This window comes from Bacteroides sp. 44_46, assembly GCF_001915465.1.
Classification (GTDB): domain Bacteria; phylum Bacteroidota; class Bacteroidia; order Bacteroidales; family Bacteroidaceae; genus Bacteroides; species Bacteroides clarus.
This window is the reverse complement of the sequence record NZ_MNQO01000020.1, coordinates 302573-323453: the sequence shown is the minus strand read 5'-3', so window position 1 is coordinate 323453 and position 20881 is coordinate 302573. Positions and strand designations below refer to the sequence as shown.

General features: G+C 36.0%; 24 protein-coding genes. 21 read left to right on the top strand and 3 right to left on the bottom strand.

Annotation, left to right across the window (positions count from 1 at the left end):
* Nucleotides 1-36: 36 nt before the first annotated feature.
* The 17 genes from pseB to BHV73_RS13850 all read left to right on the top strand — a co-directional run bounded on the left by pseB (nucleotide 37) and on the right by BHV73_RS13850 (nucleotide 16057).
* Nucleotides 37-1059 (top strand): UDP-N-acetylglucosamine 4,6-dehydratase (inverting), encoded by a 1023-nt coding sequence (gene pseB, locus BHV73_RS13930; RefSeq protein ID WP_087413052.1) that lies wholly within the window; start codon nucleotides 37-39, stop codon nucleotides 1057-1059.
* Nucleotides 1056-2219 (top strand): UDP-4-amino-4,6-dideoxy-N-acetyl-beta-L-altrosamine transaminase, encoded by a 1164-nt coding sequence (pseC, locus tag BHV73_RS13925; protein WP_286738621.1) that lies wholly within the window; start codon nucleotides 1056-1058, stop codon nucleotides 2217-2219. The genes pseB and pseC overlap by 4 nt, the downstream gene beginning before the upstream one ends.
* Nucleotides 2216-2899, top strand: a complete 684-nt coding sequence (pseF, locus tag BHV73_RS13920) for a pseudaminic acid cytidylyltransferase (RefSeq protein WP_286738619.1) — start codon at nucleotides 2216-2218, stop codon at nucleotides 2897-2899. Before pseC ends, pseF begins: the two co-directional genes overlap by 4 nt.
* Entirely contained in the window at nucleotides 2886-3887 is a 1002-nt protein-coding gene (locus BHV73_RS13915) for a hypothetical protein (protein WP_286738617.1), read from the top strand. The genes pseF and BHV73_RS13915 overlap by 14 nt, the downstream gene beginning before the upstream one ends.
* Nucleotides 3874-4815 (top strand): hypothetical protein, encoded by a 942-nt coding sequence (locus BHV73_RS13910; RefSeq protein WP_286738615.1) that lies wholly within the window; start codon nucleotides 3874-3876, stop codon nucleotides 4813-4815. The genes BHV73_RS13915 and BHV73_RS13910 overlap by 14 nt, the downstream gene beginning before the upstream one ends.
* A gap of 2 nt (nucleotides 4816-4817) precedes the next feature.
* Nucleotides 4818-5957, top strand: coding sequence for an ATP-grasp domain-containing protein (locus BHV73_RS13905; protein ID WP_286738614.1), 1140 nt, complete (start codon nucleotides 4818-4820; stop codon nucleotides 5955-5957).
* A 6-nt stretch (nucleotides 5958-5963) separates the two neighbouring features.
* Complete coding sequence (gene pseI, locus BHV73_RS13900) at nucleotides 5964-6977, top strand: pseudaminic acid synthase (protein ID WP_087413047.1); 1014 nt, start codon at nucleotides 5964-5966, stop codon at nucleotides 6975-6977.
* Between the two features lie 33 nt (nucleotides 6978-7010).
* Entirely contained in the window at nucleotides 7011-8534 is a 1524-nt protein-coding gene (locus BHV73_RS13895) for a lipopolysaccharide biosynthesis protein (RefSeq protein WP_286738612.1), read from the top strand.
* Between the two features lie 17 nt (nucleotides 8535-8551).
* Complete coding sequence (locus BHV73_RS13890; RefSeq protein WP_087413045.1) at nucleotides 8552-9403, top strand: LicD family protein; 852 nt, start codon at nucleotides 8552-8554, stop codon at nucleotides 9401-9403.
* Between the two features lies 1 nt (nucleotide 9404).
* On the top strand, nucleotides 9405-10451 hold the full coding sequence (locus tag BHV73_RS13885; protein WP_286738611.1) for a hypothetical protein: 1047 nt from the start codon (nucleotides 9405-9407) through the stop codon (nucleotides 10449-10451).
* Entirely contained in the window at nucleotides 10438-11625 is a 1188-nt protein-coding gene (locus BHV73_RS13880; RefSeq protein ID WP_196052351.1) for a glycosyltransferase family 4 protein, read from the top strand. The genes BHV73_RS13885 and BHV73_RS13880 overlap by 14 nt, the downstream gene beginning before the upstream one ends.
* A 12-nt stretch (nucleotides 11626-11637) precedes the next feature.
* Nucleotides 11638-12717 (top strand): EpsG family protein, encoded by a 1080-nt coding sequence (locus BHV73_RS13875; RefSeq protein WP_087413042.1) that lies wholly within the window; start codon nucleotides 11638-11640, stop codon nucleotides 12715-12717.
* 71 nt (nucleotides 12718-12788) lie between these two features.
* Nucleotides 12789-13598 (top strand): glycosyltransferase family 2 protein, encoded by an 810-nt coding sequence (locus BHV73_RS13870; protein ID WP_286738610.1) that lies wholly within the window; start codon nucleotides 12789-12791, stop codon nucleotides 13596-13598.
* Between the two features lie 14 nt (nucleotides 13599-13612).
* Complete coding sequence (locus BHV73_RS13865; protein WP_009120622.1) at nucleotides 13613-13834, top strand: hypothetical protein; 222 nt, start codon at nucleotides 13613-13615, stop codon at nucleotides 13832-13834.
* Between the two features lie 180 nt (nucleotides 13835-14014).
* Nucleotides 14015-15214 (top strand): ATP-binding protein, encoded by a 1200-nt coding sequence (locus BHV73_RS13860; protein ID WP_195500770.1) that lies wholly within the window; start codon nucleotides 14015-14017, stop codon nucleotides 15212-15214.
* 185 nt (nucleotides 15215-15399) lie between these two features.
* On the top strand, nucleotides 15400-15888 hold the full coding sequence (locus tag BHV73_RS13855) for an HU family DNA-binding protein (RefSeq protein ID WP_009120625.1): 489 nt from the start codon (nucleotides 15400-15402) through the stop codon (nucleotides 15886-15888).
* A gap of 67 nt (nucleotides 15889-15955) precedes the next feature.
* On the top strand, nucleotides 15956-16057 hold the full coding sequence (locus tag BHV73_RS13850) for a smalltalk protein (RefSeq protein WP_022217707.1): 102 nt from the start codon (nucleotides 15956-15958) through the stop codon (nucleotides 16055-16057).
* A gap of 111 nt (nucleotides 16058-16168) precedes the next feature.
* Here the strand turns inward: BHV73_RS13850 and BHV73_RS13845 are convergent, their stop codons facing one another.
* Genes BHV73_RS13845 through BHV73_RS13835 form a run of 3 tightly spaced genes read right to left on the bottom strand, consistent with a single transcriptional unit; the run spans nucleotide 16169 to nucleotide 17037 of the window.
* On the bottom strand, nucleotides 16169-16429 hold the full coding sequence (locus tag BHV73_RS13845; protein WP_009120627.1) for a hypothetical protein: 261 nt from the start codon (nucleotides 16427-16429) through the stop codon (nucleotides 16169-16171).
* A 6-nt stretch (nucleotides 16430-16435) separates the two neighbouring features.
* The gene (locus BHV73_RS13840) at nucleotides 16436-16798 is read right to left on the bottom strand and encodes a phage holin family protein (protein WP_118467861.1); all 363 of its coding nucleotides are present in this window, start codon (nucleotides 16796-16798) and stop codon (nucleotides 16436-16438) included.
* Between the two features lie 29 nt (nucleotides 16799-16827).
* Entirely contained in the window at nucleotides 16828-17037 is a 210-nt protein-coding gene (locus BHV73_RS13835) for a YtxH domain-containing protein (protein WP_039950201.1), read from the bottom strand.
* 200 nt (nucleotides 17038-17237) lie between these two features.
* On the opposite strand from BHV73_RS13835, the gene BHV73_RS13830 reads away from it, so the two are divergent.
* From BHV73_RS13830 to BHV73_RS13815, 4 genes are all read left to right on the top strand, one after another.
* Nucleotides 17238-17690, top strand: a complete 453-nt coding sequence (locus BHV73_RS13830) for a lipocalin-like domain-containing protein (protein ID WP_195500769.1) — start codon at nucleotides 17238-17240, stop codon at nucleotides 17688-17690.
* Nucleotides 17691-17739: 49 nt separating this feature from the next.
* Complete coding sequence (locus tag BHV73_RS13825) at nucleotides 17740-18243, top strand: SPOR domain-containing protein (protein WP_009120632.1); 504 nt, start codon at nucleotides 17740-17742, stop codon at nucleotides 18241-18243.
* 248 nt (nucleotides 18244-18491) lie between these two features.
* Nucleotides 18492-19307 (top strand): 3'(2'),5'-bisphosphate nucleotidase CysQ, encoded by an 816-nt coding sequence (cysQ, locus tag BHV73_RS13820; RefSeq protein WP_286738607.1) that lies wholly within the window; start codon nucleotides 18492-18494, stop codon nucleotides 19305-19307.
* A 16-nt stretch (nucleotides 19308-19323) separates the two neighbouring features.
* Nucleotides 19324-20877 (top strand): SLC13 family permease, encoded by a 1554-nt coding sequence (locus BHV73_RS13815; RefSeq protein ID WP_009120634.1) that lies wholly within the window; start codon nucleotides 19324-19326, stop codon nucleotides 20875-20877.
* Nucleotides 20878-20881: the final 4 nt, after the last annotated feature.

Sequence of the window (20881 nt, the reverse complement as noted above, 5' to 3'; positions counted from 1 at the left end):
TATTAATTGTATTTGTCTTAACTAATTTTCATTATAATGCTTAATAACAAATCTGTATTAATAACTGGAGGAACAGGTTCTTTCGGTAAGAAGTTTGTGGAAACTATTCTTCGTGACTATCCACAAGTAAAAAAAATCATAATTTATTCGAGAGATGAACTCAAACAGTTCGAGCTCAAGCAAAAGTATCCGGAAGTAAAGTATCCACAGATGCGTTATTTCATAGGTGACGTACGCGATTTGGAACGCTTAACTCGAGCTTGCGAAGGAGTAGACGTAATTATTCATGCTGCTGCCATAAAACAAGTGGATACGGCTGAATATAATCCGGAAGAATGTATTAAAACGAATGTACATGGTGCTCAAAATGTGATAAAAGCGGCTTTGGCTACCGGCGTCCACCATGTAGTGGCACTTTCTACGGATAAAGCTTGTGCACCTATCAATCTGTATGGTGCGACTAAGTTGACTTCAGATAAATTGTTTACTGCAGCTAATAATATCAGCGGTTCAAAGGATGTTCGCTTTTCGGTAGTCCGTTATGGAAATGTTATGGGGTCTCGTGGTTCTGTAATTCCGTTTTTTATTAATAAACGGGATAGCGGAGCTAAAGAATTACCTATTACAGACATGCGTATGACTCGTTTTAATATATCTCTTCAGGCGGGTGTTAATTTAGTGATGTATGCTATAGGACATCATTTAGGTGGTGAAATATTTATTCCTAAAATTCCTTCATATCATATTAAGGATGTGGCGATAGCCATTGCTCCCAATTTACCTCAAGTGGAGGTTGGCATTCGGCCGGGTGAAAAACTGCATGAAGAAATGATAACCGTGACGGATGCGTTGGATACGATTGATTTAGGTAAGTATTATGTGATTCTTCCTTCTGTTTCCTTCAAGCATACACGTGAAGAATTTATAGAACATCATCATGCTGTCCCTGTTCCGGAGGGCTTTCATTATAGTTCGGATAACAATACAGAATGGGAAACAGTAGAATCTATGCGTGAGAATATTAAAAGGTTTGTAGATCCTAATTTTGAAGTAAAATGATAGATAAATCTATCCCTTATGGACGTCAATATATTACAGATGACGATATTCAGGCAGTTATCCAAACGCTGAAGTCCGATTACTTAACTCAAGGGCCTAAAATAAAAGAGTTTGAAATAAAGTTTGCTGAATATGTTGGTGCAAAGTTTGCTGTAGCTGTGAATAATGCTACTTCTGGACTTCACCTTGCAGCTACGGCATTGAACGTACAACCGGGAGATAAAGTGATAGTAACTCCCATGACTTTTGCAGCCAGTGCTAATTGCATTCGTTATTGTGGCGGTGATGTTGTTTTTTGTGATATTGATAAGGATACATACCTGATGGATATCAATAAGTTGGAAGCAATGTTGAAAGCAGCTCCCAAAGGAACTTATAAGGGTATTGTTCCTGTTGATTTTGCAGGCTATCCTTTGGATTTGGAGGCTTTTAGAAAACTTGCCGATGAGTACGGTTTATGGATTATGGAGGATGCTTGTCATGCTCCCGGAGGATTTTTCATTGACAGTAAAGGAGAAAAACAATATTGTGGAAATGGTAATTTCGCAGATTGTGCGGTTTTCTCTTTCCATCCGGTAAAGCATATTGCAACTGGTGAAGGAGGTATGATAACAACCAATGATAAGGAGTTATATGATAAGCTTTGCTTGTATCGTACTCATGGCATAACCAAAGATGATGATAAGCTTCACGAACATCATGGTGGCTGGTATTACGAAATGCAAGAGTTAGGGTATAATTATCGTCTTACCGATTTTCAAGCTGCTTTAGGTATTTCTCAATTGGGACGTGCTCAAGAGGGATTAAATCGTCGTCATCAACTCGTTGACAGGTATAATGAAGCTTTTTCAAAAATTAGAGGTATTACTACTCCTTATAGTGCAGATAATATTTATCATGCTTATCATTTGTATGTTATTCAGGTGGAAGACCGTTTAGGCCTATATAACTATTTGCATGAAAATAATATTTATGCCCAAGTACATTATGTGCCTCTTCACCTTATGCCATACTATCAGCATTTAGGTAATAAGAAAGGAGATTTACCGATAGTTGAGGAGTATTATGAACATTGTCTTAGTTTGCCGATGTATCCTACATTGACGGATGAGGAGCAGGAATATGTGATTAATAAAGTAATTGAATTTATTCAGAGATGAAAAATTTAGCCATTATTCCTGCTCGTGGTGGGAGTAAGCGCATTCCACGAAAAAATATCAAGTCTTTTATGGGCAAACCTATTATTGCATATTCCATAGAGGCTGCTTTACGAAGCGGATTATTTGATGAGGTGATGGTTTCTACCGATGATGTGGAGATTGCAGAGATTGCTTGTAAATATGGTGCTAAAGTACCATTTATGCGTAGTATAGAGACTGCTGATGACCATGCTACTATGGAAAATGTCATAGAAGAAGTATTATTAAAGTATACTGTTTCTTTTGATAATTTTTGTTGTTTATTGCCAACCGCCCCTTTTTTATCTGCCTCTTCTTTACAAGATAGTTTTAAAATTTTTATATCAAGCAATCGTGAGTCGTTAGTACCTGTATTACGTTATTCATATCCTATACAAAGGGCCTTACATGTAGTAGATGGAAATTTGGTGATGCGCGAACAGCAGTATATACACACCCGTTCTCAGGATTTAAAGCCTATGTATCATGATGCTGGCTTATTTTATTGGATGAAAGTTGTTTCGTTTTTGAAAGAAAAAGAAATCTTTAGTAGTAGTACTGCAATGTATGAGCTTTCTGAACTGGAAGTACAGGATATAGATACAGAGAAAGATTGGAAATTAGCAGAATTAAAATATAAGATGCTTCATGCAAAAGGCTAAAGTTTATATTGTAACAGAATGTAGCAAACAAGTAGGCATGGGACATTTATACAGATGTTTGTCTTTTTATGATCAATTCATTTCGTACGAATATGAACCTTGTTTCATAATAGACACAGATGAGGAGTGCTCTCAGATATTGGCTGGACGAACTTATCAACTTCTTCATTGGAAAGAAAATGTTAAGTTACTGTCATTTATAAACTTTAATGAGATTATTTTTATGGATTCTATTTCTGCAACCCAAGAGGTTGTGGATTATAGCCAACAATTAACCAACTTTTTTATAATTATTGATGATTACAAACGACGTAGTTATAACCATGCTCTAATTATTGATTGGACACCTAATGTAGAGGTTACAGGGAAGCATAAACATAATATTGGTTTGAAAAATATTTTATTGTTAGGGCTTGATTATTCTATACTTCGTAAGGAATTTACTAGTAATGATACGTACTCTTTTCGTGCTTTGAAAAATATTACTATTATAATGGGAGGAACTGATATTAGAGAACTCTCCCGGGATATTGCAGAAAGTATAGCAAGTGTCTATCATGTTCAAAACATTCATGTAATACTTGGACCAGGTACAAAGACGTTTACCTCGCAGTTTGATAATATTCATATATATAAATCATTGAATGCTTCAGAAATCAAAAGCTTATTTATGTTATCAGATGTAGTGGTATCTGCGGGCGGTCAAACTATATTTGAGTTGGCTGCAATTGGAGTACCCACTATCCCTATTCAAGTAGTGGATAATCAAAAAGAAGATTTACGAGGGTTAAAGGATTTGGGCTTTTTTGATACAATATATTATTGGGATTCTTCAAACTTATGTACAGAAATAAATCAAAAAATATCTTCTTTGGTTGATATAAATGAAAGAGAAAAATATTTGTCTTCTTTTAAATCATCTGAAATAGGGAGAGGTTTTGATAAAATAATGACTGCAATAAAGCAATTTACTCATGAGGGTTTTTGAAAATAGGGCATCAACAGTATTATGTAATTTTTTGAAGAGTAATCATTTTGATAAGCCTTTTTTATTACCTGCTAACGTGTGTCCGGTAGTACCTTTATCTTTTATGAAGGCTGAAGTCGAATTTGACTTTATAGACATTGACAAGACGCATGCAATGAATATAAGAGAATGCCTAAGAAGGGTAAAAAATGGTAGTTATAGTGGTGTTCTATTTGTTAATGCGTATGGTAAGGCTTTTAATAATGAACAATTTTATGCAGAGTTAAAATCTGTAGATAGTGCCTTCTGTATCATCGATGATAGGTGTTTATGTATTCCTGATTTAAGAGAAGATTTAGCTCCTTATGTTGATTTAGAATTGTACAGTACAGGATATGCTAAATATGTAGAATTATCTTATGGTGGCTGGGGAATAATAAATGAGAGATTTCAATATAAGCATTATGATTGGGAGTATGATAAAGAATTTCAAAACGAGCAAGATATTTATTTAAAAGAATGTTTACTATCAGATAAAAAATATAGTTGGGAAAATGTTCCTTGGCTTGATCCCAGTCCGTTAAACGAAGACGCTTATACTTATTTGTCTAAAATTGATAATTTAATTCAAGATACAATAGCGCATAAAGAAATCATCAATAATATTTATTATGAGTATTTGCCCACAGAATTGCAATGGGATTTAGACTATGCAAATTGGCGTTTCATGATTGAAGTAGATAATCGCGACTATGTGATTAATAAAATATTTGATGAGAATTTATTTGTAGGGAAAAATTTTCCTTCAGTATCTATGCTTTTTAAAGGTGTACATATGAGAGAAGCAGAACAAGAATCAAATAGAATAATCAATTTATTCAATGATTTTCGTGTTGATGAAGATTTTGCATATCGTATATGTTCCATAATTAATTTAGCAATAAGGTAAATATGAAAAAAAAACTTCTGATTCTAGGAGCTGGTGAAATGCAGCTTCCAATAATAGAGAAAGCTAAATCGTTAGGTGTCTATACGATTGTTGCAGATATGAATGCTTCTGCTGTTGGTATGCAGTATGCAGATAGAGCGTTAGTTGTAAGTACAATGGATTTAGATATGCTGAAGCAATACGCTTTGGAGCTTGATATTGATGGCATTCTTACGACTTCCGATGCCCCTGTTAATATTGTAGCATCTATATCTGAAGAATTTGGCTTGCCTGCAATGTCATCAAATGTTGCTTCTATTTGTACAAATAAGTATCTTCAAAGAAAATTATTCCGAGAAAATCAAATCCTGACACCTTCTTTTTATTTATGTAATCAAAGTACAGAATTGAGCTCTTTTTGTGATTTCCCTTATGTTGTGAAACCGGTAGATTCCTCTGCCAGTCGAGGAGTTCAGTTGGTGAATGGTATGGAGGAATTACGAAAGGCTTTTGAAAATGCTATGTTATATTCTCGTCATCATCAAGTTTTAATAGAAGACTTTATAGTAGGACGTGAATTCAGTGTAGAAACTTTTACCCAAAATAATGAAACAAGTATTGTTGCGATAACAGAAAAAATGGTAATAGGTGAGAAACAGGGGTATTTTGTCGAAGATACACATATAGAACCTGCACGGATAAGCGAACAGGAATATAAACTCATTGCTGATACAGTTTTAAATGCTATCAAGTTAATCGGATTGGACAATTGTCCTTCTCATACAGAAGTTAAATTGAATGATACTGGTGCTTATATAATAGAAATCGCCTGTCGCCTGGGTGGAGATTATATTACATCAGATTTAGTACCTCTTTCTACAGGTGTAGATATGTTGGGAAATCTAATAAATTGTTCATTAGGTATGCCTATTGATATTGTTCATAAATACCATAAATGTTCAGCTATACAATTTCTTAATACATTGAATTATGAACGTTGTGTCAATTTTGTAAAGTCATCATATTCTTTGGCTGTTGTTAGATACGATATAAAACCGTATTCGGATGCGGTAATTATGAGTTCATTGGATCGTTTAGGATATATAATTCTTCAAACAGATACGATGGGGAAAATGGAAGAAATATTGAGAATGATAAAATAAGAGAAAATGAAAAATAGATGTATGCTTATTGCAGAGATGTCTGCAAACCACAATGGTCAGAAAAAAATTGCGATAGAAACAATAAAGGCTGCTAAAAGGGCAGGTGCAGATGCTATAAAGTTGCAAACATATACTGCTGATACAATAACTTTAAATTGCCATGCAGAAGACTTTAAGATAAAACAGGGTACTATATGGGATGGAAAATTTCTATATGATTTATATCAGGAAGCTTATACACCTTGGGAATGGCATGAAGAATTATTTCATGTAGCTAAAGAAGAAGGATTAATTTGTTTTTCATCGCCTTTTGATAAAACAGCTGTCGATTTTCTTGAATCATTGAATAATCCGATTTATAAGATAGCTTCATTTGAAATTACCGATACGCCCTTGATAGAATATGTTGCGAGTAAAATGAAGCCTGTTGTTATATCTACTGGTATAGCAACAATGGATGATATACAATTGGCAGTTGATACTTGCCGTTCAGTTGGTAATAATGATATAACCTTATTGAAATGTACGTCTTCGTATCCTGCACCTGTCGAAGAAGCTAACCTGTGTATGATTAAAAATTTATCTGAGCGTTTTCACGTACAATCAGGGTTATCAGATCATACCATTGGTAGCGTTTCTCCTATTGTAGCTGTTACGATGGGAGCAACAATGATTGAGAAGCATTTTATTGTTAATCGTGAAATAGGGGGACCTGATGCATCTTTTTCAATGAATGAACAGGAGTTTACCCAAATGGTTAAAGATGTGCGAATGGCAGAGGCGTCAATTGGTATGGTTTCTTATGAATTGACAGATAAAATGAGGTCTGGTAGAGAATTTTGCCGTTCTTTATATGTAGCAGAAAATATGAAAGAAGGGGAGCTTATTACTGAACAAAATGTACGTTCTGTAAGGCCGGGATTTGGATTACCCCCCAAATATTTGAAGGAAGTATTAGGTAAGCAAGTGAATCAAGATTTAGAGAAAGGAAGCCGTTTCTTGCAAAGTTACATTAGTTAAAGAATACACTAGCAAGAAAAATAGGATAATTAAATGGATAATTCAGAAAACACTAAACGGGTCGCAAAGAATACTTTTTTCTTGTTTTTAAGAATGATTATAGTGATGTGTGTAGGCCTATACACATCAAGAGTTGTACTTAGAACATTAGGAATAGAGGATTATGGTGTTTATAATGTAATAGGAAGTGTTGTTGTCCTTTTTTCATTTTTACAAAGTGCATTGACAAATGCGACATATAGGTTTTTAGCATATGATTTAGGTTTAAATGATAAGGAAAGGCTGAAAAAGACCTTTTCTATGAGTATTAATACCCATTGGATTCTTGCTGTTATTATTTTTATATTATCAGAGACAGTAGGGTTATGGTTTCTTAATACCAAAATTGTGTTGCCGGATGGTCGTTTGTTTGCAGCCAATTGGGCGTATCAATTTGCAATATTTTCATTTGTTGTAAGTATTATAAAGACTCCATATCATTCTTCTATTATTGCACATGAGCAAATGAATTTTTTTGCTTATACCAGTATTATAGAAGTGCTATTAAAGTTAGGGACACTATATTTATTAATCAATTTATCTTTTGATAAATTGATTTTATATTCCTTTCTTACTTTTTTAGTGGGACTGTTAATTCTATTGTGGTACTATTGGCATTGTAAACGAACGTTTCAAGAATGTAATTATCATTTTTGTTGGGATTCTTCTTTGCTGGCTAAAATGATAAAATACTCAGGCTGGAGCTTACTGGTAAGTGCTGTTGATGTTGGAATAACTCAATCAATAGTTATATTTTTTAATATATTTGTCGGGGTAGTTGCTAATGCTGCATTAGGTATAGCTAACAGTGTTAATGGACAATTAAATGCATTTTTGCATAGTTTTACGCAAGCATTTGAACCACAGATAATCAAAACTTATGCAAAGGGGGATAGAATCTATTTTTTAAACTTAATTTATTCAACATCGAAGATTTCTTACTATTTATTATTTTTAGTATCTGTACCAGTCTTATTAAATGTTGATTTTGTTTTGCATCTATGGTTAGGTGAGGTACCTACTGATACTTCTTTATTTATCTTTTTTGTTGTATTGTATTCACTTGTTGACTCTTATTCGGCACCTTTATGGATTTCTGTCTATGCAACAGGTAATTTGAGGAATCATCAACTTTTAATGTCTATCATAAAATTATTCAATATTCCTTTAGCTTATTTTTTATTAAAAGTTGGTTGTGATGCATGGACTGCGTTAGCTCTTAAAGCGATATTAAATTTTGTCTGTTCTGTAGTGAGACCAATTTATATGGTAAATCTGATCAGATTACCTTTATGGGAGTATTTTGTGAAAGTTGTTGTTAAAATATTTGTAGTTACAGTTATAACATTGCCATTACCTATTTATGTTGCTTTATATATGGATGAGGGGTGGATGAAACTATTTGTCACTACAGGGTTATTTATCCTGTTTTTAGGAATAACAGTTTTGTTATTGGGCTTAACAAGAAATGAAAAGGGGCTTTTATACAGTCTAATAAAACGTAAAAAAAATATGTAGTTTATTTATAATATATTATGATATTAGATAATAGAGAAGAAGGTTGTGATGAACTAGGACAAGCTAAGTTAGTAATGTTAAAGTTACTTCGTGTTTTTGACGACATTTGTCGTAAGAATAATCTTAAGTATTGGTTGGATGGTGGAACCTTAATCGGAGCAATTAGACATAATGGATTTATTCCATGGGATGATGATATTGATGTTGCTATGTTGAGTGATGATTATGAAAAATTTATAGAAATTGCACAACAAGAACTTCCCGATGATGTCTTTTTACAGACAAGAAAGACGGATAAAAAGTATCCGTTGTATATCACTAAATTAAGGGATAAATACAGCACCTATGAAGAACAAAATGTTGCTCGTTTAAATTGTCATAAAGGTATTTTTATTGATATATTCCCAATGGATTATATTCGATACCCTTTTATGCAAAGAAATTTGAAATTATTTTTGCATGGTACCAATTATTCAGAATTACACTCTCCTATAAAATCATTGATTCAACAGACAATCGGACGAATAAATAGAAAAATTATTTCTTTACTGAATCTACCTATACATCAATTTTTCAATAAATTATTTCATTCAGATTATTTAGGGGCATCAAAGTTAGCCTATAGAATGGAGATTAATGAAACATTTCAGTTTTCTAAACATTTTGTGTTTCCTTTAAAGGAACATGTCTTTGAAGGATATACTTTTTTTATCCCCAATAATTATGACGCTTATTTGAGAGAGTATTTTGGAGACTATATGCAATTGCCGCCTGAAAATATGAGGTGTACTCATCATATTGGAATAGAACCTTTTAAACCTTGTAATCATAAAGAAATACTTTATTGGAAAAGTGGAGATATAGTGTGACATGAAAATATTTTTAGATACTATCCGTAGTTTGATTATTCGTTCCGAGTTTCTAATATTTTTGATGAATAGCCTTATAAAAATAAAAAATGGGCATATTTATAAGAAAGAAATAGAAAAAAGGAGTGGATTGAATCTTTTTGATTATTCTTCTTTAGCAACTCCCCTGCCATATTATCCAAATGATAAAGTTACGGATAATAATTATTATGGTATATCTAATGCTTTAAAAGAATATATGCATTATAAGGGAGATTTAGATGCTTATATTGAACATGGGGTCTTTTTAGGTTCTGTAATACCTAAAAATGAGCGTTTATGGAAAATTTCTAGAATAATTACATTTTCAGAGAATCGAAAGAAATTTTTATTGCAAGGTGGAATAGGGCTTCCTATAATAAAAATAGGGCCTTATATTCATTATGCTAAAGATTTTCTTAATGAGGAAGAGCTAAAACACATGAAAGCTAAAATAGGAAAGACTTTATTAGTGTTTCCTTCTCATTCGATAAAAAATGTAACAGCTGATTATGATATTCAGGAGTTTATTACTTTTATTAATTCTAAACGTAATGATTTTGATACGGTATTGGTATCGCTATACTGGTTGGATGCTTTGAATGAAGAAATAGTTTCATTATATCGAAATAGTAATTGTGTTATAGTAACTGCGGGGAATCGCTTTGATGTGTGCTTCCTTTCAAGGTTGAAAAGTTTGATAAAGTTAGCAGATATGACTATTTCTAATGCGGTAGGTACACATATTGGATATTGCATCTATTTAAATCGTCCTCATTATATTTTTTCGCAATCTGTAAATTATATTGCAAATTCAACTATGGAAGAAAAACGCATTAAAAATGTACGTAATCAAAATCAAGAAATTGAAACTGAGATGGAAGAGACACAAGAAATAGAAAATGCTTTTTCTGAATATCGGCTTGAAATAAAAGATTCTCAGAGAGAGGTTGTGGAAAAATATTGGGGAATTTCAGAGATCAAGTCAACAGAATTGTTATTAAAAGAATTTTGTAATGAAAAAGGTTGATATTGTATACTCTGGCTGGTTAGAAGCTCCTAATGGTGCTTCTAAATTTCTTAGTGGTTTGAAGTGTTCAGCTGATAGCTTCTCGGATTTAAATGTGGATATGAATATTATTTCTAAAGGGGATTATAAAGCGTGGAGCACGAATTATAACTTTGGAAAAGTTGAAAGTAAGGAAACATTACGAACACGTATTTTTTCAATGGCTAAAAGAACCACTGTAGGCTCATTGCTGTTGCTCTATATTTTATATTTGAAGAACCATGTTTATATAGTAAATAAATATAAAAAAGAAAATCGAGTTGTTGATATAGTTTATTTTCATGAGTTTTTTACTTGTTATGCATATTTAAGAAGGAAAAAAAAAGGTAAAGAGGCTATCTTGCTATCATTACATTCCAGTGGAGATATATGGGGAATGTTTTTTGAGACATTTCCTTTATTGAATGTTGTATGGTTACGACCATTATTTAGATATTTAGAACGTTACACGTTTTCGCGTATCGATAGAGTGGGATTCGTTGCAGATTATCCGCGTAAGAAATTTGGAGAATTGTATCCAGAATTTCCTTTTGATAAAACATTTTTTGTTTATAATGGGTTGGAAACAAAGCCATTTATTAAGAAGGATAGAGATATTAAATCTTCTATTATTCAATTAGTTTGTGTCGGAACTCTTTGCGACAGAAAAAATCAAATGGGTATTCTTCAAGCATTAGCATCTTTACCTAATGATTTACAGAAAAGATATTCATTAACATTAGTTGGAGACGGAAATGTTAGAAATGAATTAGAGAATTTTAGTCGTAAGAATATACATACAGAGGTTAAGTTTGTTGGTAGTGTAGCGGATGTAACCTCTTATTTATTGACTGCAGATGTATTTATTTTATTAAGTAAGGATGAAGGTTTGCCTATTTCTATTCTTGAGGCAATGCGCTGTTCTCTTCCTATCATATCTACTCAAGTTGCTGGAATTCCTGAAATGATTGAAGATGGGAAAAGTGGCTATTTGATACCACCTGATTATCAGAAACTATCTTTACTTTTACTTGATTTATTGGAAAAGAATGTTGACTTAATTGGAATGGGAGAACGGTCAAAGAGTCTGTTTGAACAGAAGTTTACTAAAGAGAAAATGATTTTTGCCTATTCAAAATTATTTCATTCTATATAAGAATATTTTTTTATGTATATATATATATATTTACTGATAGAAGGTGTTCTTGCATCCTTACTTTGTCAAGATGGTAAGTTTAGGAAACTCGGAGAATATCTTCTTTTTTGCTTTTTATTATTTCTAACTATTTTGGTTGTTTTTAGAGATGGTATAGGTGCGGATTATTTTACTTATGTAATGCATTTTCAGAATACATCTGATATTACAGAACTTACTACTTCTGATTTTCTTCTTTTAGAACCTGGTTATGTAATACTTTCTGCTATACTGCGATATTTACATGCACCATTTGAAATCTTATCTTTCCTTTTGTTAATTATTATAATTCTGAACTTTAAGAAAGTATTCCCATATTTTTCAAGTAATTTGTCTTTATCTTTTTTTTTGTATGTAGCTTTATTCTTTTTATCGTTTAATTTTAATGTAATTCGCCATGGGGTAATGGCAGCATTTGTTTGGAATGCATGTCATTATTGGCTGGAAAGTAAAAAGGTTAGTGCTATTTTTTTGCTTGTTTTAGGTGCTTTATTTCATGTATTGAGCTTAACTTTTCTACTGATTATTCCTATTTGCTGTTCTTCAAAAAGATATCCTATATACATATATATATTAGTCTTAATTTTTTCTTTTTTTATAGCAAAATATCCAGATGTCATTCTTCAAATATTTGATCGGTTGTTGGTACCACTTGTTGGTACAGATAATCGGCTTGCTTTTTATCTCAGTGGAGGGCATGAAGGAGAATTGAATGAAGTTACGTTTTCTATAGGATTATTTTTTAATATTTTCATATGCTTCATTTCCTTATTTAGTTTTACTGATAGGAAAAGATTCTTCCTTTCTAATATGCTGTTTGTAGGTATAGTTTCTTTTTTAGTTTTTAATTCTTTTGGAGCTTTATCTCAGCGATTAGCCAGTGTTTGTTATATAGCAAATATATTTTTAGTACCGGCTTTGATGAGTAAAGTTCGTATCTCAAAATGGCGTTTTTGTTTTTTCTTATTTGCTGTATTATATGGTATATTGATGTTTTGGAGGGAATTGACAAAAGAAACAGGTTATTATATACCATACCAGTTTATATTCTAATATTCTATAATTTTATTATTAGGGTAATATTATAGGTTGTTCCATGGGAAATTATATATCAATATCTGTAGATGCGGTTTTCAGTACTTCTTTCTGTATATTATAAAGAGTCCTATTCTGCTTTTTGCAAAAGTTTGGATAGTATATTTACACAAACTACATGTCCTGACGAGGTAATTTTAGTAGAAGATGGTCCTTTAGGTAGTGATTTGAATGATATAATATCAGAATATTCTGCAAAGTATCCAACCCTTAAAATTATCCCTTTGCCAACCAATCAAGGTTTGGGAAAAGCCTTGAATGAAGGTCTTAAACATTGTTCTTATGACATTGTAGCTCGAATGGATACAGATGATATTGCTAAACCGGATCGTTTTGAGAAACAATTGGCTGTTTTTGAAAAGTATTTAGATATAGACGTGGTTGGAGCTTGGATTGATGAATTTGAAGATGATATTTCGGAAGTAAAATCTGTAAGAAAGTTGCCGGAGTTGCCTGATGATATAAGACAATTTGCAAAACGCCGTAATCCTATAAATCATCCGGTTGTGATGTTTCGAAAGAGTGCGGTATTGGCTGCCGGTGGATATCAACATTTTCCTTTATTTGAAGATTACTATTTATGGATACGCATGTTGATGAATGGGGCTAAGTTTTATAATATTCAGGAAAGCTTGCTGTATTTCCGCTTTTCTCCGGAAATGTTTAGAAGAAGAGGAGGATGGAGATATGTGATAAGTGAATTGCATTTTTTACAAAAGATGAGACAAATGCATTTTATTTCTTTTTCTGAGTTCATGCAAAATCTGTTTGTCCGTTTCTCTATTAGATTAATACCTAATTCTTTGCGAGCAATTATATATACGAAATTGATTAGATAGAAATTACTTACTGTATGAATGATAATTACAAAGCTATTGACACGCAGAAAATCATAGATTATATCAATTCTTTTTCTGATGCTATTGAGGTTGACTCTATTTTGAAGAATTCTAATGCTGACAAATTACGCGTATATCCTGCCTTGTTCGAACTGGAACAAAATGGTTTTCTTGAAGTGGTAGAGCGTGAAGAACTGGGGGCTCCATTGATAGTTCGTAAAAAGAAAGTTGAATAAACGACAGGTAACAGCGGTTACTTTGTTTTAGGCGCAGCCGGAATTACTTTTAAAGTGATTTCGGCTGTTTTTGTGGTATGAATTTTACGGTGTTTTGCTTTCTGCTCTAAACAAATTTCCCTATAATTTGCTTTCTGCTCTAAACAAATTGCTATATTTGTAACAAAATCAATTTCAGTTATGGATAGTCTGTTTTTAAAACAAGAAAGAATGTTGGTGCAGACAAGCACCGATATTATAAGAGAATTGATGAATAAGATTCATTGGAATAATCGTCTGATTGCCATTCGGGGTTCTCGCGGTGTGGGAAAAACAACATTGATGTTGCAATATATCAAACTAAACTATCCGCCGGGAAGCCGAATAGCACTTTACTGTACACTTGATAGTATTTATTTCAGTAATCATACACTATTGGAGTTAGCGGAAAAGTTTTATCTTCAAGGCGGTAAGCATTTGTTTTTGGATGAGGTGCATAAATATCCCACTTGGAGCAAGGAATTGAAAGAAATCTATGATTTGTACCCGTCGCTGCAGGTGGTGTTTAGCGGCTCGTCGCTACTCAACATATTGAATGCCGATGCAGACCTTTCAAGAAGATGTCTGGCATATAACATGTACGGATTGTCATTCCGCGAATACCTGATGTTTTATAAGAATATCCGCTTTCCGGTGATGACGTTGCCGGAAGTGCTGGAGAATGCCGGAAGTATCTGTCAGGATGTGAATGCACAATGCCGGCCGGTGCAAATGTTCAATGAATATCTGTGTGAGGGATATTATCCTTTCTTTACCGGCAATCGCGAGGATTATTACATGAACATTGAGAATGTGGTGAATTTCATTCTTGAACAAGAGATGCCTCTGTTGTGTGGTGTGGATCCTGCATATATAAGGAAGCTGAAAGCTTTGCTGGGTGTACTTGCATCGTCCGTGCCTTATGAGGTGGATATTACGAAATTGGCAGGCATGATAGGGCTGACCCGGAATTCAGTTATCACTTATCTGCAAAATTTGAATAGGGCGGAGTTACTTACACTGTTGTATTCTGATTTGACTTCTGTCAAGAAAATGCAAAAACCGGATAAAATATATCTCCAGAATCCGAACTTGCTTTATGCTGTAGCTTCGGCACCGGTGCAGATTGGTACGGTACGGGAGACGTTTGCGGTGAATCAATTGTCCGTAAATCATGAGGTGGAGTATGGAAAGGCGCAGGGGGACTTTGTAGTCGACCATAAATATATTTTCGAGGTGGGTGGAGCGGATAAGACTTTTAAGCAAATAGCCGATCTGCCGGATTCCTTTATTCTTGCCGATAATATAGAATTTGCTACGGGGAAGAAGTTACCTTTGTGGATAGTGGGAATGGTGTATTAGATGAACTGTAAAATCGGAAAGATATAACCATAAGAAAATGAACGTATTATAGATCATTCTCAGAAAACAGCCCCGCATAGGCTGTTTTCTTTGTTTATACCCGTATATATCATCACCTTTGCACTGTTGATCAACGAAACAAGAATTAAAATGAAGTTTAATTAAAAATGTAAAGGAGAGATAGTATGCCTCTATTTTATTATGCAAGACAGTCGCAACTGGCGACGAAAGCCGGTATTAAAACATGGCACTTGAGTTTGAAAAAAGTGGGAAAAGCGGTGGATACGCAGTCGCTGGCGGAAAGTATTGCCGAGAAGTCCTCACTGACGCCGGGTGATGTACAGAATGTAATCCGTAATTTGATGTCGACAATGCGGATGCACCTGCTGAATAGCCGTACGGTACGTTTGAACGGTTTGGGTACATTTACGATGAAAGCCCGTACACGTGGTAAGGGAACGGAGAAAGCGGAAGATGTAAATCCGAATCAGGTGACGGCGTTACGTTGTCAGTTTACTCCGGAATATACGCGTCCGGCTGCTATTGGCACTACTCGTGCATTGATACAGGGAGTGGAGTTTGAGAAGTGGAAAGGCACAACCGCCGATGATAATTCTTCCGGTAATGGTAATGGCGGCCCGGATAGCGGAGAAGAGGAAAATCCGTTAGGATAAGCCAAGTTGTGGTTTATAAATTACGATTTGCGATGAAAGATAAAGTAATAATTAAAATCAAAAGATAATGAGTATCAAAGTATCGGTTTGGGATAAGATTCTGAAAGTGATTATTGCGGTGGCAAGTGCCATTGCAGGCGTGATTGGCGGGCAAGTGATGGCTATATAAAGTCCACCTGATAATGAAAATGGGGGTGCGTTAAGACTTTGAATGACAGACATGATATGTCAGGCAGAGTTTTGAGCATCCTCATTTATAATTTTATAGGCCGGTTGATTTTCAGCGTCTGAATATTTTTCTGACTTTTCTCATCAGCTTTACTCCAAGCATAACTCCGTCGAATACGGCCATGCCGGTATTAAACGCACGCATGATAGCTGTTCCTTTGTCCGCAGCGGGAGCAATCGGAGCAAACAGGTTCCGGGCGGTATCGGCCATAATTTGCTGTTGGGCGCGCAATTCCTCTAATGCTTCGGCCTTTTGTTGCTGAAGGTCTTCCAGTGTGAGAATCTCTGTTTGGACGGTATCATTCATATTCATGATATTTTAGTTCTTATTGTTATCTATGAATAATCCTGCAATGAATTTGGTCATTGGATTAATAATGATTTTCTTGCGGAATACAACGATTAGCACAATCAATAAGATGTGGAAACAACTTATCATGGCGAAACTTACCATTAATCCGCCTACTATGGGGTCTAATATATAGGCCAGGGTGAAGGAGAGATAGAACAAAGCCACCATGCCGAGAATGACGACCAACAATACGAGTATGAGCGTTGAGAGTAATATGGTTAATTTCTCCGCTACTTCCAGTTGGGTATATTTCTTTTGTAGTTCCAGATATTTCTTGAAATCGAAAAATAACTGCTGGATATTCTCAATGCTGTTGTCGTCTGCGAACATAGTGGCTTTGTTTTGAAATGTGGTTTGAATCAGTCGTTTGCTTCGCCTTTAATTTCTGCGGCAATCTCATCAACGAGGTTTTCCATTTCATTACGGTTCAACCGGATGCCTTTCTTGCGGAGAATTTCCGCAATCTTGTGACGTGTATCTTCACCTTTTTCCGGGGCAAACAAAATACCGATGGCTGCACCTACCGCTGCACCACCCAAAAAAGCTGCTAAAACATTTAATCCTTTCATAATAATACTCCTTTCTTTTATTAGGTCTGATATGACAAAGCTAACAAAATATTTTGAATGATTGTTCATGGATTCTTGTTTTTTAGAAATCTGTACCATGAAAAACGACAAAATATACATTTTAATTATATTTAACGGCATTAGAGGCCATAAGATAAGCGGTTCGGCGTACTTTTGTTCTCTAAATAAAAAAGAGATATATGAAAAAATTGCTGAACGGGACAATACTATTGCTTTTGATGTGTGCGGTGCTGGGATTGGCGTCTTGTATGAATGACGGCGGTTCCGACTGGGTAGGAAAATGGCAGTTGCGCGAATATCAGTATCCCGATGGTGAAGTGCAGAAAGTGGACAGTATCTTTTATGGTTTTCAAAAAGGCAGCTTTCTGGCGTATTGTATGAATGAAAGTGGAAACTATGAATCTTTTTATGGTTATTATAAGTTGAAAGATGATGAAATTTCTATAACTTTGTGGCCGGATAACAGTTCCGGAAACGAGGCTGCGCATGAAGAGTTGGTGAATTCGGCAAGTTATAAGAAATTCTTTGGCTGGGGAGACACCGGTGAGAGGACGTTCAAGGTGGAAGAGCTGACGAATAAGAAGATGCGATTGAACTATGAAGGAACGAAATACGTTTTTCGTAAATATTGAGTGTAATTTGAGAATAGACATAGTTACTAACAAAAAATAAAAAGAAAAGATGAAAAAATTGGCAGTGTTAGGAATGGGAGTATGTATGGTACTGGCATTCTCTTCTTGTAAATCAAGTGAAAGCGCTTACAAGAAAGCATACGAAAAGGCTAAACAGCAGGAACTGGCAGAGCCGCAGACTACCGCGCCGGTAGAGGAAGTTGCTCCTGTGGTTAGCGCTCCGGTAGAAGCTAAAGTGGTGGAAAGTGCACCTGTGGGTACGATACGTCAGGAAAAGGTGACGGTAGTGTCAGGTGTTGACGGACTGAAAGATTATAGTGTGGTATGCGGTAGCTTCGGCGTGAAAGCCAATGCGGAGAACCTGAAAAACTTCTTGGATAAGGAAGGTTATAATGCGGTCATTGCATTTAATGCGGATGCTGCCATGTATCGCGTGATTGTAAGCACATACGCAGACAGGAATTCTGCTGCCAGCGCTCGTGACGCTTTCAAGGCTAAATACCCTAACCGTCAGGATTTCCAGGGTGCTTGGCTGCTGTATCGCATTAATTAATTTGAATTCTTTTTGGTAATTCATAAGAAAGGGGTATTTCCCTCCTTTCAAGATAGGGCGGTAACTGGGAAGTTACTGCCTTTTTCATAATCTGTTGGAAATGATTATGAAAACTCTATTTTTAGTGATTGTGAAAAGTACTTATAAATCTCTCTTTTTCGTTTAAAAGAAGTTATAAAACAAAATTAAAAACTTTTGGCGGTAAAAAAGTTTTTAATTTTGCACCTTGTATATTTTTAGAATACAATATGGAACGACAATATATACTTGACGCGATTGATGCAGCACTCTGTGCCGGCAAAGATATCCTCTCTATTTATAACGATCCGGCATCAGATTTTCAAATAGAAAAGAAAGCGGATAATTCCCCTTTGACGATTGCTGATAAAAAAGCGCACGCGACTATTGCCGGTTATCTGCAGAATACACCTTATCCGTTATTGAGCGAAGAGGGAAAGCATTTGCCCTATACGGAACGATGCGCATGGACGACTTTGTGGATTGTAGACCCTCTGGACGGTACGAAAGAGTTTATCAAGCGGAATGGCGAGTTTACCGTCAATATCGCTTTGGTACGTAATTCCGTTCCGGTAATGGGAATTATATATCTTCCGGTAAAGAAAGAGCTTTATTTTGCCGAAGAGACTTTGGGCGCTTACAAGCTTTCGGATGTAACAGCCCGCGGCGGGGCGTCGCTGGAAGAATTAACGGCGAAAGCCGTTCGTTTGCCGATAAAGGATAGCCGCGATAAATTTGTGATTGTGGCATCCCGTTCACATCTGTCTCCCGAGACTGAAGACTACATTGAAGAGATGAAGCGTTGTCATTCGGATGTGGAATTGATTTCCAGCGGAAGCTCCATTAAAATATGCTTGGTGGCGGAAGGTAAAGCAGATGTATATCCCCGTTTTGCTCCGACAATGGAGTGGGATACGGTGGCGGGGCATGCCATTGCACGTGCCGCAGGGATGGAAGTGTATCAAGCCGGAAAAGAAGAACCGTTGCGGTATAATAAAGAAGATTTGTTGAACCCCTGGTTTATAGTAGAGCCCGGGCGTAATTAAATAACGACTCGTATATATGACGTTTGAAATCATATTTGTGCTTTTAGCGCTGCTGGGCATGGTGATAGCCTTGATTCTGGACAAGATGCGTCCGGGAATGGTGCTTTTCTCGGTGGTGGTATTGTTCCTTTGCGCAGGAATCCTGACACCTAAAGAGATGCTGGAAGGATTTAGCAATAAGGGCATGATTACGGTAGCCATGCTTTTTCTGGTCAGCGAGGGTATTCGCCAGTCCGGTGCATTGGGACAACTTATCAAGAAACTGCTTCCGCAAGGTAAAACCACCGTTTTCAAGGCGCAACTCCGCATGTTGCCGACAATCTCCTTTATCTCGGCTTTTCTGAACAATACTCCTGTCGTTGTAATTTTTGCTCCGATTATAAAGCGTTGGGCCGAGTCGGTAAAACTTCCGGCTACCAAATTCCTGATTCCTCTTTCGTATGTAACGATTTTGGGCGGTATCTGTACGTTGATCGGGACTTCCACAAACTTGGTCGTGCATGGCATGATACTGGAAGCCGGTTATGAGGGATTTACGATGTTTGAGCTTGGAAAAGTGGGGATTTTTATTGCGGTAGCCGGTATTGTCTATTTGTTTCTGTTCTCTTCCAGGTTATTGCCGGATGTTCGTAAAGATGCGGTGAAACTGGATGACGAGCCGGAAGAACATAGCGACCTGCATCGGGTAGAGGCCGTTTTGGGACCTCGCTTCCCGGGTATCAACAAGAAGTTGAAAGATTTCAACTTTAAACGCCATTATGGCGCTGAAGTGAAAGAGATAAAGCGTAACGGTCAGAGTTATACGCAGGATTTGGAAAATGAATATTTCAGGGAAGGCGATACGGTGGTTGTCATGGCTGACGATTCCTTTGTGCAGACCTGGGGAGAGTCTTCCGTCTTCGTGATGCTTGCCAACGGCAAGGATACGGAACCTGTTGCGAGCAAGGGTAAACGCTGGTTTGCGCTCGCTTTGCTGATTCTGATGATTACGGGAGCTACGGTGGGCGAACTGCCTGCGGTGAAAGAGGCTTTTCCGGATATTAAGCTGGATATGTTCTTCTTCGTGTCCGTTACGACCATTATAATGGCGTGGACGAAAATCTTCCCGGCCCGTAAATATACCAAATATATATCATGGGATATTCTGATAACGATTGCCTGCGCTTTTGCTATCAGCAAGGCTATGGTAAATTCCGGTGTGGCGGACGCTGTGGCTAAGTACATCATCGGCCTGACGGAGCATTACGGCCCTCAGGTGTTGCTGGCCGCCGTATTCATCATTACGAACCTGTTTACCGAGTTGATAACGAATAATGCCGCCGCCGCGCTTGCTTTCCCGTTGGCTCTTTCCATCTCGTCACAGCTGGGAGTAAGCCCGATGCCTTTCTTCGTGGTTATCTGTATGGCTGCATCGGCAAGCTTCTCGACGCCTATCGGTTATCAGACCAATTTGATAGTACAGGGTATCGGTAATTATAAGTTCACGGATTTTGTCCGTATCGGACTTCCGCTGAACATTATCACTTTCCTTATATCCATCTTTCTCATTCCCTTAATTTGGCCGTTTTAATTGA

Bases quoted from the DNA above. Each gene is read 5' to 3' on its own strand.
- BHV73_RS13875 (WP_087413042.1), top strand. From the start codon at position 11,638: ATGTATATATATATATATTTACTGATAGAAGGTGTTCTTGCATCCTTA.
- BHV73_RS13885 (WP_286738611.1), top strand. From the start codon at position 9,405: ATGAAAATATTTTTAGATACTATCCGTAGTTTGATTATTCGTTCCGAG.
- BHV73_RS13835 (WP_039950201.1), bottom strand. From the start codon at position 17,037: ATGAAAGGATTAAATGTTTTAGCAGCTTTTTTGGGTGGTGCAGCGGTA.
- BHV73_RS13830 (WP_195500769.1), top strand. From the start codon at position 17,238: ATGAAAAAATTGCTGAACGGGACAATACTATTGCTTTTGATGTGTGCG.
- BHV73_RS13915 (WP_286738617.1), top strand. From the start codon at position 2,886: ATGCAAAAGGCTAAAGTTTATATTGTAACAGAATGTAGCAAACAAGTA.
- BHV73_RS13825 (WP_009120632.1), top strand. From the start codon at position 17,740: ATGAAAAAATTGGCAGTGTTAGGAATGGGAGTATGTATGGTACTGGCA.
- pseC (WP_286738621.1), top strand. From the start codon at position 1,056: ATGATAGATAAATCTATCCCTTATGGACGTCAATATATTACAGATGAC.
- BHV73_RS13815 (WP_009120634.1), top strand. From the start codon at position 19,324: ATGACGTTTGAAATCATATTTGTGCTTTTAGCGCTGCTGGGCATGGTG.
- BHV73_RS13905 (WP_286738614.1), top strand. From the start codon at position 4,818: ATGAAAAAAAAACTTCTGATTCTAGGAGCTGGTGAAATGCAGCTTCCA.
- BHV73_RS13840 (WP_118467861.1), bottom strand. From the start codon at position 16,798: ATGTTCGCAGACGACAACAGCATTGAGAATATCCAGCAGTTATTTTTC.
- BHV73_RS13890 (WP_087413045.1), top strand. From the start codon at position 8,552: ATGATATTAGATAATAGAGAAGAAGGTTGTGATGAACTAGGACAAGCT.
- BHV73_RS13880 (WP_196052351.1), top strand. From the start codon at position 10,438: ATGAAAAAGGTTGATATTGTATACTCTGGCTGGTTAGAAGCTCCTAAT.
- BHV73_RS13865 (WP_009120622.1), top strand. From the start codon at position 13,613: ATGAATGATAATTACAAAGCTATTGACACGCAGAAAATCATAGATTAT.
- pseI (WP_087413047.1), top strand. From the start codon at position 5,964: ATGAAAAATAGATGTATGCTTATTGCAGAGATGTCTGCAAACCACAAT.
- BHV73_RS13860 (WP_195500770.1), top strand. From the start codon at position 14,015: ATGGATAGTCTGTTTTTAAAACAAGAAAGAATGTTGGTGCAGACAAGC.
- BHV73_RS13850 (WP_022217707.1), top strand. From the start codon at position 15,956: ATGAGTATCAAAGTATCGGTTTGGGATAAGATTCTGAAAGTGATTATT.
- BHV73_RS13870 (WP_286738610.1), top strand. From the start codon at position 12,789: ATGCGGTTTTCAGTACTTCTTTCTGTATATTATAAAGAGTCCTATTCT.
- BHV73_RS13845 (WP_009120627.1), bottom strand. From the start codon at position 16,429: ATGAATATGAATGATACCGTCCAAACAGAGATTCTCACACTGGAAGAC.
- pseF (WP_286738619.1), top strand. From the start codon at position 2,216: ATGAAAAATTTAGCCATTATTCCTGCTCGTGGTGGGAGTAAGCGCATT.
- BHV73_RS13910 (WP_286738615.1), top strand. From the start codon at position 3,874: ATGAGGGTTTTTGAAAATAGGGCATCAACAGTATTATGTAATTTTTTG.
- cysQ (WP_286738607.1), top strand. From the start codon at position 18,492: ATGGAACGACAATATATACTTGACGCGATTGATGCAGCACTCTGTGCC.
- BHV73_RS13855 (WP_009120625.1), top strand. From the start codon at position 15,400: ATGCCTCTATTTTATTATGCAAGACAGTCGCAACTGGCGACGAAAGCC.
- pseB (WP_087413052.1), top strand. From the start codon at position 37: ATGCTTAATAACAAATCTGTATTAATAACTGGAGGAACAGGTTCTTTC.
- BHV73_RS13895 (WP_286738612.1), top strand. From the start codon at position 7,011: ATGGATAATTCAGAAAACACTAAACGGGTCGCAAAGAATACTTTTTTC.